We start from the raw sequence: 19357 nt of genomic DNA on the forward strand, positions 1-19357 counted from the left end.
AAGTGATTCGGTGATATCGGTCCACTACATGGACGAATTCGTGGCGTAGGCCATGAGAGACCAGGTTCCCCGGCGACCAGCTCCACCAGGAGTTCGAATGTCTTCCCTTCAAAAAGTTCATTGCCCAGACCGGGTCGGTCAAGGCCTGGCGATTGAATTCGATGACCGAGTATGATCTTTTCCGGGCTGGATCAGACCCGAAACGACCCGTCGAGGCTGTTGACCATTCTGGGGCCTTCCTTTCGTGCTGAGGGACGAAACGCACTTCACGAAGGTCGTACCTGCCACCGTATTCCGCGAACAGATCACGCAAAATGCGAATGGCGGACTCCAAGCCGTCCAAGGGGACATCTCGGTCTTCCCATCCGTAAATCCGGACGTGGTGATCGACGTACAGTTTGTCGACCTCTTTTTTCTTGGCAGCGAAATCCCGTTGCTCTTGGTCGAGCGACTCGACCGCCTGGCTGTCGACCGAGCCTCGAGCCGGGGAGTCCACTACATGCGACGCTTCGAAACGCGCCCATACCTCCCCGTGCGCCTCCACCCCCGCGCTGGTGGCAGCCTTCAGCGACCGGTAAACGTCAGCACCTACCGCGTCGGCACTATGCCTTGGAACACACTGTTCCATGCGCTCGGCCCGTGGTTTGTCCATCGACTCCGCTCGGGGACGGTATTGATCGCATTCGACGGATACATCCAGCGATGGAACATCGGCATCAACCGACAATCGCACCTCCAGTTGCACAGCTGGAGATTGCACCATGTCGCGAAAAGCCATTGATTCGAGAGGCTTTCCGAGGCGCCGAGTCCAGCGTTCTGCGGCGAGCCAGTCCGGGTCTTCGAACTGTGCCACCTGCGCCGACTCAGGGAAGGCCGTGACGAAACGCAGGGTGTCGTGTGCGGCAGTACGCACCACCTCCACCGCTCCCGCGATCTGGTCGGCATCACTCCAGCCCAAATCCCGAAGCCGGTCCCCCAACGCCGTCGCGACCGCTTCTACCGCCCCCTCTTCACCCCAGGCGAAGGCCACAGTCACATGTCCCTTGTCTACCGACAAGCTCCGAATACTCTGCAATCTTGCGGAAACATCGGGATGCTCGGAGGAAGCACGGCGACTTTCCACGGTGGCCTCGTGCGTGGCAATAGCCGATTCCACATCCGCCCAACGGAAATAGTCCCCCACCGCACGCCGCAGCCTCGCGACCACTGAATCGGAAACCCCCGAGCCCACACCGTCTATCTCGGTCTCGGCCCGCGCCGCCGACGACCGCAACACCTTCAGATCAGCACCCACCGCGATAGCAGCATCCCGCAATTCCGGCAGCGCGGACTGCCGAATCTTCACCGCCCCCGCATATTCCAGCAAAAGACGGTAGCGCCACGGAGTCGCGGCACTCGACACCGCACCGAATTCTTCGAACCGAGCAACCATCGCAGCGACCTCGCGGTAGCGAAGTGTCGCCGCCCGCAGGTCCGTATCGGTGCGGTCGACGTCGACCGCACCCTGCTCCTGCAAACGCCGCCGAGAGTCGTCCAGCTCCGCCGCGAACTCACCCGACTTCAAAACCTCCAGGTCGGCATCCGACCTCGCAGCGACCGCCTCCAGCTCCGCGGCCGCCTCGGCCCGTTCCGACAGCAACCCTTCGTAAACTGGCTGAAACTCTTCCGGAACCGCGGCCTTCCCGCCGGATTCCCCAGACGGCGGAGTGGACATCTGCCCGGCTGAGACCGCTCCATCACCGACCCACGGAAGCTGGTCTTCTTGACTCTCGGGGCGGGCAGGCTGCGCTGGTGGGTCGGCGGGTCGGCGCCCGATCCGAGTGAGCGGCTTGGCGCCGGGGACGGCGGTGGCTGGGTCGTAGGCGACCGCCGCGGTGCCGTCACTGTGACGGAAGAGGACGAAGGTCTCGTCGATCCCGTCCTTTCGGGTGCCGAAGGTGTAGGGGCGGTCGATCTCGGTAGCGGTGGGGCGCTGGATCGAGTCGAGGTTCGACTCGTGTCGGACCCAGTCGCGAACTCGCACAATGCCATCGGCGTCGACATACATCTCGTAAGCGTGCGCGCCGACCTTGTCCGGATTGCCCGAGTCGAAAGGCGTGTATTCGTCGACCACCACGGCGGCGGGGCCTCGGCCGCGTACCCCTTCCGGATCGCTGTCCCGCGTGGCAGTCCACATATCGCGTAGCGTCACCGCGATACGGTCATGTGCCGTGAGACCGTCGATCACCCCGTTGGTGAAAGGTTCTGGGTGCCAGCCCGCCTGCAGCAGCGCGGCTAGTTCGTCGGCCGACCAGCCGTCGAGTCCGGCGTCGGGTATCTCGGGCAGGTTCAGCTCCGGCCACGTTTCACGCTGGGAGCGGACCACGTAGGTGGTGGATTTGGCCGGCCCCTCTTCCAAGCGGTGTTGCAGCAGCGACAGATCGCGCGGGTCGATATCGGGCGTATCGACCCGGCCCAGACCGTCGAGGTCGGGGGTACTGGTGGAATCCCAGAAGCCGAGCGCGGAGTCGACGATATCCCGGGATTCGGTGCCCGGCTGGGCGACCACGTCGACACCCGCTATCGCGAGCCCGTGCTTCTTCCGGAAGTGGCGTTGGGCCTGGATCGCGCTGGCCAGATCGTTGGCCAAAAGCTCTCCGGATACGAAATCGAGCTGGACGGCACCGAGGTAGAAGAGTACAGCCTGGTTGCCTCGGGGAACGAAATATTCGGCAGCTGAACGCATCCCAGCCGATACCGCTTCGGCACTCGCAGCAGCCGAGTCGGTGTTCATCCGGCCCGCCACCTGGACGTTGATATGGCGGGTGGTGTCGATATCGCCGAACGACAATGCCATCCGGCGGGTTTCGGGTTCCCCGAGCAATCCGAGCGAAAGGACGTGTACCGGCGGATGTCCAGGCAGGGTGGCGGCGATCCGTTCGGCTTCTTCCAATTCCAGCCGACGGGCACGCAGTTGCGCCAGCTGCTTCTCCTCGGCTTCGGTGCAGCCCTCCCGGTCCTGTTTCGCCTGCAGCCCGGCCAGTTCTCGGGCCAGCAGCATCCGGTTGGCGCGGTTGCGCCACCGAGCCGGGGCCCCTGGTTGCTCGGCGAGCCTCTCCGGCGCGCCTTCCACCAGCAGCCATCGGTTGTTCAGGTCGAGCCGGTCCCAGCCGAGGTAGAAAGTATCGCTGTCGATCTCGTTGTGCCCGTCGAACAGCACCTGCCATACCCGGTCGGCGCGTGCTCGCACCGCCTCCGGATCCTCGGGCAACCGGGGCAGCGCCTGCCGTGGCTCGGCAGCGGAGTCCAGTTCCGCCTGGGCGCGCACGGCGGCCGGCTCTCCCGAGTTGTCCTGCGCACCTGTTCTATCCGGAACTTCCAGCGGGCCGAGCTGGGCTTCCAGCTCAGCCAGGGCCGGTGACAGCGGCGGCGGCCGGAGGCGCACATCGACAGTGCCGGTGGCCTCGGAGGTGAGCTGCTCCCGATATTCGGCCATCCGTTCGTCGGCCACTACGGCATCCACCAGAGCGGCGCTGTCCGGGCCGTCGACCACGAAATCGATTCGAGCGTCCGGGTAAGACCGGGCGAGGGTGGTGAGATCGCTTATCAGCCGGGCGATATCGGTGCCCTGCCACACCGCCGCGGTATGCGGTAGGTACATCCCCTGATCCCGCCGAGTGGCCATACCGTCGGCGACGTTTTCGTGCGCTCGGCGTAGCCCGATGCGCAATGTGTCCGGCGTCGAGGGGCCGGCGGTGACGAACACAGTGATCGATTCGGAGTCCAGGCCACCGTCGATCACCGCGAACGATCGAGCGTCCGATACCTGCTGCAGCGGCAGCGCGAGTAGTTGGATCTGCGGTCCGCCGAGATCGTCGTCCGCGAACTCATCGAGTGACTCGAGAGTCTGCTGCGCGCGAATCAGATCGGCGGCAAAGGCGTCCAACCGCCGTACTTTCGCGGTATCCCCCTGCACCCGTGAGTCTTCGCGCCGCATGCGCAGCAAGGCGTGCATGGCAGCATTGCGGTGGAACCCTGGCACGCTCTGGTGCTCTACCAGAAGTTCGGGTTTCGTCTCGATGAGCAGTTGTAGATCGGCAGGGTCGAGCGATTCCTCCAGCCACTCCAGTACCGCGTCCGGATCGTCGTTGTACTGCAGTTCCAGAGCCAACTCCTGGGCTCGATTCAGCTGGGAACTGGAGTGCTGCAGGGGCGCTATGGTGATCGGTTTGCTCGAATCGAGTGCGTGGGTTTCGGGGTCGATCCCGGCTACGGCCAGCTGATCCCGCAGGGTTCGGGCCACGACGGCACCGTCTCCCCAACCTTCTTCCCAACCGACTAGTTCGATCTGCGGCTTCCGGTCCGCTCGGCGCGCTCCGTGCATCTGGGTCAGCTCTCGGAGCAGTACGGTGGCGTCGGCGGTGTCCAGATCGGTGTCGTACGGGGCCCGCCCGTGGGCGGCAGTGTCGTCGTCGTGGCGGTAGAGCACGTACGCGGCCACCGAACCGCTTTCGGACAATTCGGCGATTCGGGCAGCAATCTCATCCGGGTACCGCGTCAGCTCGTCGACATCGACAGCGGTGTCGACGACGATGGCGAGTACGGTGTCCGCGGTCATCGGGTCGCCGTAGCGGAACAGAACCCGGCCCCGGTCGCCGTCTCGACCGTGCCGGTTGTACTCCAGCAGCCGGGCCTGCCCAAGCCCCCGCCGGGCGGTGGTGTGGTCGACCTGCATCAACAGGTCGTCCACCGCCGTCAGTTCCCGGGCACGCGACGAACCGGATGTCGTGGCCAACCGATTGCGCTGCTGATGCAACGCTTCCCGGTTCTCCCGATCACGTTCGACAGAATTCGAGGGATCACCGTCCTGCGGCAGCCCGGACAGTGCGAAGTCCGGCTGGTCGTCGGCAGCAGCCAGCCGATCGTCTTTCACGAACGGGACGGCGGCGTCGCCGGCCTCGTCGACGACGATGGCGTGGACACGCAAGATGCCCAGTTCCTTGCGCTCCTGCAGCCAACGCCGCACATCGAGGATGACCTTTTTTTCTTCCCCGTCGACCCATTCGTGGCCGACCAACTGGTCACCGTTGTATTCGATCTCGAAGACAGATACGCCGGTGCGGCCCCCTCGGCGGAACGCAATAGCGCCGAGCAGCCCGCCGGGATTACCCTCGGCGCGCGCTTCGGCGGCCACGCGGTCGTCGGCCGAAGGACGCTCGAAGTGGTCGACGAGTTCGTCCAGTGAGCCGAATGCCTGCCAGTCGGCGTCGACAGCTTCGGCGACAACATCCTCTCGGACACCGGCCAGGCCCGGATCGGTGATTTCGGCCAGTGTCGGCCAGTTCTCCGGCAGCTTGCCGCGGCGCTGCCGGAAGGCCACCAACCGGTTCACCGCGTTCGACACACCATCGAGTGCACCATCGAGTGCACTGTCGTAGGACGGACGTTGCGGTGCTGGGGTGTCGGGGGCAACCGCTTCGGACGCCGACGGCCCGTCCCCGAAGCCTGCCGGGGTAGGTGTGGCCGGAGGCACCTCCCTTATTCCGTCGGTCGGCGCGTTCGTCGGATCCGCGCGCGGTGCGGCCGAGTTTTCCGGCTCCTGAGCGACATCCGGGTCGACAGACGGCGGCTCGGACGACTCCGGCGGATTCGCGGACGGCGCCCGCGCCGCGGTGTCGACCTCGAGGTCCTCGTCACCGGCACGCAACCGGTAGTTGCCGGGGCGCTCGTAGGGCGACAATCCCGGTCCGGTTCCCCGAGCGACCGCGGTGAGCACATCATCGATGGTCCCGGGACGCAGTGCCTGGTCCAGCTCGCCTTCTAGTTCGCGGATTTCCGGGTCGAGCCTGGCGATCTCGTTGGCAAGCATCACCAGTTCGCGCTTTTTGCGTTCGAGCCCGTCGATCTCGTCCGGTCGCTCGAAGGCCTCGATGATGGCACGATCACTCAGCCGCCGGACCTGCTCCGGCCACCGCGACACGGCACCGAGTTCGGCCGCGGACCCGCCGAGTTCCTCGACCCGTGCGATCACGGTATCCGCGATGTCACCGACTCGCGCCGAGACGGCTGTGTACTGGTCCACGACGGAGTCGATCTCGCGCAGCTGCCCGTCCAACTCCAGGAACTGCAGCGCCCAGTGCCGGTATGCCTCGGCGGCTGTTCGAAGTTGGTCGAGAACCCGGCGGTGACGCACCGATTCGGCGTCGTTCTTTCCTTCCCGGTCCAGTGCGATACGCCGAACCGTCAGATCCTGCAAAACGTTGGAGTCGTGGTACCTCTCGGGATCTGTCTGGAGCAGCCCAATGTCCGGAGAGTCGGGGAAGCTCCGCTGATAGACGCCGCGCGCCACCGTGTACAGGTCGGCGGCGGCCTGCTGCTGTGCGTATACGTGCCGGCGAGCGGAGGACAGCACCTCCAATCCGGTCGACCAGGCCGACAGCTGCTGCACCTGAGCCTGTTCGTGGATCAGCGCTCCCAGCAGCTGGTAGGTCTTTGCGGCCACCAGCACGGGCCCCAGCGGCGTCTCACGCACGATGTCTCGCACGCGATCCGGGGTCACCGCGCGGACCGGGATATTCGCCGCGACGGCGAGTTGCACTCTCGCAGCGGCCGAGGCGGCCTGGAGGTCCCTGGTCTCACCGTCTGGGGTCAGCGACACAAGGCCGTGTGATTCCCTGGCGAGCTCGCGCGCTGTCTCCGCAGCCGACAGCGCGATAGATGCTCGTCGCAGCGTGATGTCCGCGGCGAACCGGTCCAAGTTCTCGCCCTGCGCCACAGCGGGGTCCACCATCACACCGGGATCGACTGCCTGATCCAGTGCCGCGTCGAAGAGGTCGGCGGCGGCGCGCGCGGCACTGATCCGACGCTCGGTCTCGGCGAGGGCATCGGTAAGTGTCAGCAGTTCGGCGTATTTCGATGCTGCTTCTCGCACCTCGTCGGGCAACGTCTCGGTATCGGCGAGTATCCGCTCGAGCTCGGCGACGGTCGGTGCCGCTTCCACGCCGAGCAGCGTGAGCAATGTGTCCTCGGCCTGCACACGCCGCTGCGTCAGTTCGGTGCGGGTCCGCTTTCCCACCACCGTCTGCACATCGTCGGCGGCCAGGCCGTGATGGCCAGGATCGAACGGCCGGCCGAGAAGCGATGTGGGCACACCGACGGACTGCTGCTCCTGCGCCAGAGTCCGTGCCAGGTCGTTCAGGCGCACCGCCTCGGCAGCCAGTGTGATGTACTCCTGCTCGGAAATCTCCTCGTGCCCGCGCCGGGCATAGGCGACCTGCAACGCAGTGTCCAATGCCTCGATCCGCGGTTCCCAGGCGACAAGTCTGCGGGCGACCTCGACTCGGCTCACCGCATCGTGCATCCAGCGGAAGTTCCCTTCGGCATCCTGCACATCGAGGGGTTTGTCGCCCCACTCGCCCAGGTTCGCCAACGCTTGTAACACCGAGACGTCGTCGCGCAGATCCGAGGGCAGGCGCAGATCCGCTCGCTGTTCGTCGCTCAACGGCGCCGCGTCGATCGACGCGTTCAGCATCCGGGCCGCTTCGTCGCGCCAGTCGATCCAGTACTGCAGCTCGACGGACGGCTCTCCCTCCCGCAGGAGCGCAGCGTCATCCACCTGCTCCGCGAACAACGACGCGAGATGCCCCCGCAACTGCCGATGACCGGCACCGGCGGCGGCGCGCAGTCGCGTCAAGTCCGCGCCCAACGCCGGTGTGGCATCCGCCGCGTTCGGCTCCTCAGGTTGTGGGGGCGGCTCCTCGTCCGGCCCACGGTCGAAACGCGCACCCAGGTTGCGGCGCGGATGGTCGGCACCGGGCCGGTCCGGCGGCTGTTCGCCCGGCTGCAGTTTGTGCAGCGGTCGACCATTCTTGTCGAAGACGATGCCGTACAGCGGCCCAACGGGTTGATCCCATACGTCGAACCGCGTATCGAGCACCTGGTCACCGTCGAATTCGTGCACCCGCACCGCGCCGTCACTGCCCTGGTACATCACGAACATGTGCGCACCGACATCGCCGCGGTCGACGGCCCCGAACACCACACCGCCGCCTTCGGCGATCACGTACATCTCGTCGAGCGAGTCGAATCCGCCCGGCATCCATTTCGCGTCGGCGGCCAGCGCCGCGGCCTTCGGGCTCAAACCGTGCAGCTGAAGTTTGCTGTCCTGCAACGATGGTCCGCGCACCGGCAGGCCGAGGACCTTCTCTCCGAACCACATATTCACCGCCGCAGAAATTTTCGGAGTATCGCCGCGTAGATGCAGAACTCGTGAAGGGGTCGGGCGCTGCGGTGGCGCCGAGCCCTCGGCGGCCGGCGGGTCGGTGAGTCGGCGCGGCACCCCGGGTATACCGGTGCGCGATCCTTCGATCGGACCGGTTACCGGGCGGCTACCGATCGGGCCGGTGAGCTGATGCGCTTCGATATCGGCGCCCACCCGGTCCAGAGTGTCGGTCAGTGCCTTGTCGAGCTCCGCTATCCGCACGGACAATTCCCGGCGGCGGGCACCGGCGGCCGCGGGCTCACCGGCGTGCCGCGAAGCGAGTTCGTTCTCCGCCCGGCGCAGTTGCCCTGCCGCACTGTCGATTTGGAGAGCGCGCCGCTCCAAGGTGGCGAGCTGTCGCGCGCTGTCCGCGCGAGCATCGGCGGCGTCGGCGAGGTCGAGCAGAACACGAGACACTCGCAGCCGTTCCGGGTCCGGCCGAGCAAGACGCAGGGCTTCCCCGCGGGATCGCAGGTCGCGCCGCCACGACGCGTTCTCCCAGTCCGGATCCGGACCGATGAGCTCCGCGAGTTCGCTCGCGGTATCGGAGGCCACCGCCCGTAGCAGATCCGCGAACCGCACCGACGCGCTGTCCCTATCGGTCCTAGCGCGGTGGAGCGCGGCGGACAACGCTTCGATCCGGCCGATTCGCGCACCCGCGGCGAGGAACTGCTCGAGCTCTCGAACGGCCGAATCGTGCTCGCGAAGCGCCGCCAGCTGCCGCAGATCTTGTTCGCTCGGCCGCTCCACACCGTCCGGTCCAGGGTGCCGGTAGGCCACGGCTTCGCGCACCTGCCGCAGCACTTCCCGGAAACCGTCACCGCGCAGCGCGGCCTCTGTCGGCATACTCAGCCCCAGATCCCGCAGCAGCGCCTCGACCGGGCGGGCCAGCAGCGGACGTTCGGCCCGCAAGGCCTCCAACTGCGCGAGCCCCACCGAAGCGAAGTCCTGGCTTCCGTTCTGCGCAATCTGGTTCTGCCGGTATCGCAGCCGGCTCGCCGCGGCGGCGCGGCGAGCCCGCACGAGCTCCGGACCCACCTCGCCACGACGCGCGACCGGAATCCGCGTGTCAGCACGCACTGCCGCGGCCAGGCCGCTGTCCAACAGTTCGTCGAGCACCCGCGCGGTGGTGACATCCCCGTCGAGTTCCCGATCCCATTCGAGCTGGTCGCGCAGATTCAGAAATTGCGTTGCCAGCCGCGCACGTTCGAGCACGATCTCTTCACCGGAATCGAGTTCTGCACGGCCGGCGAGCTCGGTCGGAATCTGCGTGAGTTCCACCAGTTCCGCGCGGGAAAGCTGCAGCGGGGAGGTGTCGGAATCCAGCAGGACACGCAACAGCATGCCGGTGTTCTCGTAGGCGCCGCGCATCCGGCGCTGCGTTGCCCGGCTCAGGTGTGGCCCCCACACCTTCGCGTCACGGTCCAGCCGTTGCCGATCACCGGCCAATTCCTCGAGCCGGGCCGCGCGGTCGGCCAACCGGCGATAGGTCTCGGTGCTGCGGCCGACGAGTGCCTGGTCGGCGGCCGCCCGCCACTGCCGCTGCAGTTCCACGAGATGGCCGGCCCGCGCCTGGATCCGGTCGATGAGACGCAGCAGCCCCGTGGTCTCGTGCCGGCGGCGGAAGTCTTGTTCCGCCGCTACGAGTTCCGCGGATTTGCCGGTCCGGTCCCGCAGATCCGCCAGTTCTTGGGTGACCAACACATCGTCGGCCAATACGGCCGGCGATATGTCGAGCAGATCCGCCAATCGCTCTCGCGCCGCGGCGAGCTGAGTGTCCCAGTCGACCCGTTCCGAGGTATCCGGGCGCAGCACTGCACTCGGGTCCGACCCTGCCTCACCCATGGTGAGGTCTATCCGGCGAAGCTGCGCGTGGACCAGGGCGACCAGACCAGGCGTCCGAGTCCGGTTCTCGTGCAATAGCCGAGTCAGTTCCGTCCCGAACTCGGTACTTTGGTGCCCACCGGCCGAGTCGAGCGGGATCCGCGAACCCTGCTGCAGCCGCTGTTGCCCGGCCGGGGGCGGGAACGCGAAACTCGCCGATCCCCGGGTCCGACCGTTGGCACCGAGCGGAAGCGCCGGTGTCCCGTCGGCGTTGATGGTGATGCCGTGCCACCCGACCACACCGGACAAACCTTGACGCCAGCGAGCGAAGGTGTCCGCCGGTTTATCACCATCGCGCACCATGATCTGGCCGTTCTCCCGATAGAGCGCCACCGCATGGGCACCGACCACGCCCCGGCGCTGGAAGCCGTCGAGCGCCACCATCACCCCCGCATCGGGCACCGCGGCTGCCAGCGCATCGAAATCCGCGAAACCCTCCGAATCCCAATCCGCACCCATCAGCAACGCGCCGATCTCGCCCGTTACCCCGGTCGAGGGCACCTCGAACAGTTCCACCATCGACAACCGGTCGCGCAAGTCGGCGATCAGCTCGGGGTCGGCATCCGGATTCTGCTCCAACCCGGCCAGTACCCGCGCCAGTGCGAACTGAACCGCTTGCGGGAAGCAGTTGTTCGCTACGCCTTCCAGCCGATGGGAGGGCTCCCACCGCACGACCCCCGGATCAGACATATCGACTTCGATTCCGCCCCGATACGCCGCCAACGCCTCGTCGTCCCGCGCGCGCGAGACCAGATCCGGATCGGCCGGTAGGGCGCCATCGGCGAGTCGATTCTGCGAGGCGATGTCGTCGTGCCCGACCAACACCACATCCGGTATCGAAAGTTCCCTGGCCGCACGGTTGTCCAACATTGCGGTGACATCGCGGGCCAGGGCGCGCGCGTCTTGCCCGAGCCACACCACCGCGGCCGCGGGCCGCGTGGCCGCCGCCACACCGTCGACAGCGGCCGCCGTAGCCCGCATCAACGTCGACTCCGAATCCGGGCCGTTGCCGTCCACCGCATGGAACCGGACTTCCGCCGCGGCATCCAGATCGCCGATCACGATCATTGTCGCGGTCGGGCCGACCAGGTGCACTGCCGGATGCCCCGGCACCTGCGCGGCCCACCGCTCGGCCGCCGCCACCAGGTTCGTCTGGAGATCCAGCGCCGCCAGGAGGCCCTGGTCTGCCTCGGACTGCTGCGCCAGCCTTGCCCGGCCACGCTGCAACGCCAACCGCATCGCCTCGTCCCGGACCTCGTTCGGGAGACCTTCGGCGGCGGCGACCAAGTCGGGAAGCGCCTGGATCAGCGCCCGCTGCGTATCGTGGCCGGTCCACATCCACATGAGCCCGATATCGGCAGGCGACATCGCCCGGATGGTCCGCCACCGTCGCAACGCTTGCGCACGCTGCCGTTCGGTGAACCCCTCATCCGGGAACAGCGTCGGCCGGGGCGCAACGTCGAGCGAATCCCTCCCGCCACCATGGGTTCGGATGCGGTGTTCGAGTGCCTTTATTCTTTGGTCGGCATCATGGAATCGCCGCGTGTTCCGGATCAGCAGGCCGATCCTGCGCGACAGTTCCTCGCTCTCGGACAATCCGGCCGCGAGCCGGTCCAGCTCGTCCTGGTCGGAAGCCTCGGCAAGCCGCCGGCGCAACATATCCTGGTCGGCCGAGGCCTCATCCGCCTGCTCGCGCAACGCGGCGAGCTCGCTGAGGTGATACCCGCCCACCAGATCTTCGAGGGTGACCGAGAATCCGCCGATCCACCCGCGCAACGCTTCCCGCGCGTTCTCCCGCTCCGCAACCAGACTTCGGTACCCGTGCTGCAACTCGGACGGGATCTCCGGGCTTCCCAGAGGGGGCCGAGAGTCGCCTAGCTGCCGGACACTCTGATCGACGGCACGCGACGCGTCGGCATAGCGGCGCACCGCGCTAGCAATATCCGGGTTGCCCGGGACAGGATCTTCGGCACCGGACAAGCGAGGCTGTACCGATAGCCGCGCCAACTCACTGGCACGATCCTCGGCCAATGACCGGTCGACATCGGCGTAGGACACCGTCCGCAACCCGCGCAATGCCTTCGACCAATTCGCCAGCTCGGCGATGTAATCCGCGTCATTGTCGGTCCACTGGTTCAGACCCTGGTCGCCGACTGTCTCCAGCCACTGCCGCAGTCCGGGCAGTTGTCCTACGAACGCGTGGAAATGACGCGCCGCGATCTCCAACCGGAGTTGTAGGTCTGGAGCGATACCAGCATCGATAAGGCGCTGCATCTCATCGCTGAAATGGCCTGGTTCCGCGAGGCGGTCCGCGTTGGCCCACGCTTGCGCGGACAGCTGGCGCAGATCGTCGCGGGCCAAGAAGTATTCGTCGACCAGGGCCTCGTAATCCCAGCCCGATCTGACGGGGATTCCGTCGGGTCGCTCAGGCAGGCTGATCGGTGCCGATACGGTATCGGAATCGGCCGCCGGATCGGTGGAATCGGCAGGAGCCGTGTTGTTTTCGGGTAGAGAGACCCGACCCCATCCACCGTATACCTCGGCAACCTGGCGCAGCGCCGAATCAGTGCCGAGCCGCTGCGCCGCGTGGTGGACCTGCCGGGTGGCCTCGTCGTGGCGCCGATTCGTTGCCTCGTCCATCCCGATGTCCCGGTGCGCTGCCCGCGCATCGTGGTCCACGGAATACCAGCGCGCTACGGCTGCGCCGAAGTCGAGCAGTCGCTGCCGCTGATCTGCCGAAAGCCCCTCCGGCATATTCGCACCCAGCAGATCGACGAAAGCTCCGAACTTCCACTTCACTGCCTGCAAGGCGGAAATGGCGGCACCTGCCGACCTGTCTAGCCGCAGCTCCTCTGGGCCCGGTCGATCGTATTCGGGGCGCTCCACCCGCCCGTCCTGGTAGCTCTCCTCGTCCCGTGCACGTGCCGCATGCAGTTCGTCCATGGCCTCCACCATGGATCGGCGGGCAGCATGATAAGCGGCCAGGGCCTCCATGCCCGCTTGCAGTTGCGCCGAATCGAGAACCGCGGGCTCCGGCACCACGGGTTCGGGCTCAAGCATCCCGGACTCGGGCTCCGACACCCCCGACTCAGGCTCCGACACAGGCTCCGACACCTCCGGCCGACCGGGTGCGGTCGTCGTGGACGTCAGCGCGACACCGGTGACGCTGCCCGAGGCTCCGGCAGCACGTGCATCATCGGCCAAATCGGCGAGCGCGGCACCCAAGTTGCCCGGATTTCCGGCGAAAGCTCTTGCGCGCGTGGTTACTTGCTGGTCGACATCGCCCATACCGGCGGTGCGGGCCAGCAGGATCTGGGTACCGGAGACCGCGCCGGTGGTGATGTAACGGCCCACTTCGGCCGGCGGCCCGCCGGGGGTTCCCGCGCCGAAGCCGAGTGCGTGATCGAGCTTCCGTCCCGGGCGACCGAGATCCGCCGCCGCCTCGGCTTCGCTCCCCGCGACCACATGCCCGGCCTCGCCCGCGGCGTCGGACATGCGATCTCCGATGGGCGAGTGGTCGAAAGTCACCGTCCGCGAAGTATCCGGGTCGGTCAAATCGAGCACATCGACCCGACCATCACCGACCCAGCCCGCGGTGTAATTTCCGTCCTCCTCGGCGCGGCCAGGGTCGACCAGTACTACCGCGCCGGCTGCCTGCGGCGGCATAGCGACAAAATCAGCGCCCGCATCGACGGCCCGTTGCGCCCGATCCCGGTCATCGGCGTACTCCTGGTCGGTCAGTTCCATGACCGCCGTCTGTGCCGCGTCGATGGCCTCGCGCACCATGCGGGCCCGGTCCGCTTCGGTGAGTGGCGCCCCCGGTTCATGTTGCCGCAGCGCGTTGCGCAGGTTCGCTCGGGCCGCCACGGCCGCCACCTGGGCTGCTCGGTGGCCGTCGATGGAGTCGGGCACCCCACTGAACACGATGCCGATACGGACCGGACGCCCGTCTACGACGATAACGTCGGCGGCCATCGCGTCTTGGTTGGCGTCCTGCGCGGGGCCCCGGTCGCTCACCCCGGCCACCGACTCCAGATCCAGAGCGCTCCGGCCGAGTCGGGTCCAGCTGGACTCCAGCGAGTCGGCCCAGTCGAACACGTCACTGATGATCTGGGCCATCTCGGAGGAGTCGGGCAACCGGGTCAGAGTCGCGTCGCGTGCCTCCCGCGTCGCGGTCACGTAGGTCGTGGCCAAGGTGGCATGCCACGTGGCCCCAGCCAGCCAGTGGGGCGAATACTGGTCGCTGTTCTCGACCTGGGCGAGCAGGACACTGCACTGGTTCACCACGGCTGACAGCTCGTGGTAGAAGTGCGCATTCGCCGACAACACCTGCCACTCGTGCGACGAGTCCTGGTATCGGCTCAGTTCGGTGTCGAACTCCGGCGTCGACAGTGCCAGGCGGGCCGCGTCATCGATACCCAGCGCGGCAGCCGCGGCATCCATCTCTTGACGTGCGGTGTCCAGCTGACCGGTCAACTGAATCGCCTTCTCGGACAACCGCTGCTGTGCTTCGGCGCGTTTCTGCGCGGTCTGCCGATCCGGTGTGGTCTGCCGATCCGGTGTGGTCTGCCGATCCGGTGTGGACTGCCGATCCGGTGTGGACAGCCGATCCGGTGTGGACACCATGCTCGGATCCGGAACCCGCGATAGTTGCTCTTCGGCCGCGCGGGCCTGCTCGGCCAGAATCTGATAGCGCTGGGTGACCGCGTCCAGCTGTTGCAACGTTTTCGCGTCCACGTCGTCCGCGCGCAGCCGGGTCAACTCCGTTTCGAAGTCACCTGTCAACAGCTGGGAAAGCTGGGCCTGCGGGACCTTCGCGGCGAAAACCTCTACGTCCTGCAGCGAGCCCATCCATCGGGACACCGCTTCGGTATGCGCGTCCACCTGCATCATCCGCAGCTGTTGCGCTACATCCGTTGGTGCATAACGGTTCTGGGCAACACCAGCCGCGAGTCGAGCACGGTCGGCTTCTAGTTGAACACGATCGGCTTCACTCCGGGCACGATCCGCTTCGGCTTCCAGTCGAGCACGATCAGCTTCGAGCTGAGCACGATCGGCTTCACTCCGGGCACGATCGGCTTCACTCCGGGCACGGTCGGCTTCGAGTTGAGCGCGGTCAGCTTCGGCTTCGAGTCGGGCACGGTCGGCTTCGAGTCGGGCCTGGCGTTCGCCGAACGTTCCCAATGCCCTATTGAGCTCGTGATAGCGCGGCACCACCACCCGCAGCTGATCGCGGGCCGCGAGAATCCGCTCCAGCTCCGCTACTTCGGTGTCGGTGTCGACTGCCGCCCCGGACAGCCGGCCCAGGGTGTCGTCATATCGCGCGGGATCGCGCAGCGCATCCAGATCCGAAGGGATGATCCGGCCGGTATCCGCCGCGTCGGCAAATTCATCGAGTGTATTGCGCTGCCACGCTTGCAGGCCGGCCAACCCGGCCTCGAGCAGCTGGTCGGCACGGCGTGCCCGCTCCTCTTGGAAGAAGTTGACGGCTGCTTGCCACTCCTCCTCCGTGAGTTCTTCTTCCCCTCCTGATCCGGAGACCAGCGGACTCACCAGCGAACCGTCGTGGCGAATCCCCGTTGTCCAGATTCGTTTCAGATCGGCAGGTCCAGTGTCTGGATCGAAGGCTCTGGGCGGCCCCTTGGTCGGGTCGTCGATCATCACGACGCCGTTGTCCATATACAACAAGACCGGGTGGCCGAGGGGATCACCGGCGGCGTTCTTCGTCGTCAGTTCGTAGATCACGATCAAAGAGCCGGACTTGCCGAGATCTTCGACCTGTTCGGGCAGCTTGGCGTGGTCAGGTACCTCTTTCCAGTCAGTCTTGGCTTCCCGCTTACGGGCGGCGGCCAGTGTGCGCAACCGTTCCCGCTCGGACTCGGCTACCTGCTGTAGCCCTTGCCGCCGATTTTCGGCTGCCTCCCGCTCGGCGCGCAACCGCCGCTGCGGCACCTCGTCCAATCGGGTGATCCGTCGCTGCAGATTCTGTAGCTCGCCGGCGAGCCGTTGCTGCTGATTCTGTAGCTCGTCGATCCGCACCTGCAACTGCTCCCGCAATTGCACCAGCGACTGCGCCTGCAACCGCGCCTGCCCCGCCGCTTGCTCCGCCGCTTGCAACTGCTCCCGCAAGTGCGCCGCCTGCAACTCGGCGTCCACAGCCCGCTGCCGCAACTCCGGATGCGGATTCTGCTGCAGCAACTGCTCCCGCAACTGCGCCTGCAACTGTTCCTGCGCCTGTAACTGTTCCTGTAACTGCTCTTGCCTCCGCGCTTGCAGCTCGGCGTCCGCATCCCGCTGCCGCAACTCCGAATCCGCATCCCGCTGCCGCGACTGCAGATCCTGGACCGCGTTATCCGTGTCCCGAACCTCTACCAGCAGCTGGTTCTGCCGTCCGACCAACCGGCGGCGAGCCTGTTCCACCCGCCTATTGCGCCCCCTGCTCCGCCTCTGGGCATCGTTCACCACCCGGTCGCCGATATCGCCCGTGCGCCCGTACTCCTCGAGAGCCATCAACCGCAGCCGCAACGATTCCTGCCGCGGGGTTACTCCCCGGTTGCTACCAGATTCCATCAACTTGCCGGCAATATGGTTCTGGAAGTCCGTCGAGGATATTCCGCCCTCCCCCACAGGCCCCATCGGCTGGAATCCCGCATTGGGATGACGAGTGATAGCCACGGCGATCAGCCGCGGAGCACCCTGTCCGGTCAAGTTCGCGGTGGGGTCCGTATCACCCGGTGGGGCCGCGGGCGCGTCCGCATCATCAGGAACAGCCGTATCCGCATCACCAACAACAGCCGCGTCCGCATCACCAACAACAGCCGCGTCCGCATCACCAACAACAGCCGCGTCCGCATCACCAACAACAGCCGCGTCCGCATCACCAACAACAGCCGCGTCCGCATCACCAACAACAGCCGCGTCCGCATCACCAACAACAGCCGCGTCCGCATCACCAACAACAGCCGCGTCCGCATCACCAACAACAGCCGCGTCCGCATCACCAACAACAGCCGCGTCCGCATCAACAGACGAACTCACGTCGGACGTAGGCGAAGCCGACGCACTCCCGCCTGCGGCGGCAGCAGATCCAGGTGCCGTATCCGGAACAACAGGACCAGCCGCGCCCGGACCGGTGTTCCCGGTCGAGTCGTTGGCCGCCGGCTGCACCGAATCATGGCCATCGTCTTTCGCGGACGACGGCTGCGCGGGCTCGGTGTCGGATTCGGCGGAACCTCCTGAATCGGATCCATCCGAACCAGCGGAATCAGAACCAGCGGAATCAGCAGATTCGCCAGCTGCGCTTGCTGAACTCCTACGGCCCGGCAATCCTATTTCGGCACCCTCATCCGCTGCGAAGAGCGGCGCCCGAAACCTTTCTGAAGGAGTCGTGCCCGGGGCGTTTGTGGCCGCTCCCGCGCCAGTGGAGCCGGCGGTGCTCTGAGAGAGCGGATCCCCTTGCTGCCCCGACGCTTCCGGGTCCGACGATGCTTGGGCCGGCGATGAAGCCGGGCCTCGCGCTTCACTGGAGCGCCGGCCCGGTGCCGCCGAGGACGTACTCGCGCCGGACGTAGGCGAAGCTGATGCACTCCCGCCTGCGGCGGGAGCAGATCCGGCTACCGCCGCAGGGCCGGGTGCCGGCGTCCCCTCGGCGTCCGGCGATGCAGGGGCGTCGCTCGTTTCGGCACGTATCGCATGCGGGCCCTCGGCGTCGCCATCCGAAACCGTGCCCACTCCGCTGGAGTCGGCGGATGTTATGCCTACTGCGCCTACCGCGTCCGCAGGTCCTGCCCTATGCGAACTATCGGTGGGCCCGGAAGCAGTGTTCCCGGCGGCATCGCCGCCCGATCTGCCACCCGGCGCCCCACCATCGGGTCCAGATCCTGACGCGGTGTCCGAATCCTGAACTTGTGTGTCGGGATCTGCACTGTCGGAGACAGGAGTTTCATCTGTATCCGGGCTCCCTGAGTCGTTCGCGTCCGCGTGATCGCCCGAAGCGTTCGCTTCACTTCCGCCGACCGGTGCACTCGGATCGCCCTGGGCGTCTGTGCTGTCGGCGCCGGCATTCGTATCCGCACCAGCGCTCGCCGATCCGTCAGCGGGCCCCGCCCCTGGAACCGGCGCTGGGTCGCCAGCCGAAGGAGCCTGACCCGCACCGTTGTTCGGTGGGACAGCCGGAGGTGGCGCGGTACCGTCGCCGATGTCCGGTGCCCCGGCGCCGATCATCATGAATTTTTCGCGGCTCAGTGGCGTACCGGAGAAGTCCCCGCCACCGTGCCAGCCGTAGTACATGCTCGGTCCGATGCCACCGATCACACCACCGGTGAGCGAGCGCGGGTCCAGCTCCCAATTCCCCGAACTCATACCGGTGGCCCACCATGCTCCTAGCGCGCCCGCCGTACCGGCAACGGAACCTACGACCCCACCACGCGTCAGCCCACCCCACCGGTCGGGACGCAACGGAACTCTCTGCATCACATGCTGCGTTCCATATCCGGCGCCACCGCCGAACCCGCCCGCGAACGCGGAAATCCATATGGTCGGCCAGAACTCGTGCCATTTGAATCCTGCTTGATAGCCCTTCGAGACCATCACCGTTTCTACGGTGACTTTCTCGATAATGCTCTGGAAGACCTCGACGAAAGCTTCCTGGAGAATCTCGGTGACGGCCCTGGCAGTGTGCATGACTACCACGGAGTTGGCGACAAACCTGGCCAGTGCACGTTGGATCGCCGCGGACACCGAGTTACCGATGAGCCGGAAAACCATCTGAGTGTAAGAAATCGCCGCGGCCTGGATGGTCGGACCGACCGGCCCCATCACCACAGCCCAAGCGAGTTCGGACGCCAGCCAGGACAGACTGATAATGCCGCTTACTTTGGCCGAGACGACCCGACCACCGAAATCGTGGATGCCGGACGCCAGATCGCGATAGCTCTTCGTCGCATCGCTGGCTTGCGACCGAAGCTCTTCCAAGCCCTTGATGATCTTCTCGCCGCCGGCACCCTCCGGATAGGAGCTCTTGATCTGGCGGATGGCATCGTCGATCTTCGGCAGTTCTTCTTCTTCGATCTGCTTTTGCAGATCCTCGAACCCCGTCTTTATCGCATCGGCGAAATCCTCGTTGCCGATCGGAATCTCCGAACCGGCGACCCAGCCCAGTAACCAGGCCAATTCGGCAGGCGGAAACGGAATGGCCACGTCAGTTCACCACCGCTTCCATGCGGTAGCACCGGG

At 66.3% G+C, this 19357-nt stretch carries 1 protein-coding gene (only partly in view); it reads right to left on the bottom strand.

Going from position 1 to position 19357, the window contains the following annotated elements; all coding sequences use genetic code 11:
* Positions 1 to 19321, bottom strand: the 5' end (the start) of a protein-coding gene (locus OG405_RS14810; protein ID WP_327147084.1) for a GNAT family N-acetyltransferase. Its footprint begins 25796 nt before the window's first position; the window shows 19321 of its 45117 coding nt (coding positions 1–19321); the start codon lies at positions 19319 to 19321; the stop codon falls past the left edge of the window.
* Positions 19322 to 19357 lie beyond the last annotated feature (36 nt).

Source organism: Nocardia sp. NBC_01329 (genome assembly GCF_035956715.1).
Lineage (GTDB): Bacteria > Actinomycetota > Actinomycetes > Mycobacteriales > Mycobacteriaceae > Nocardia.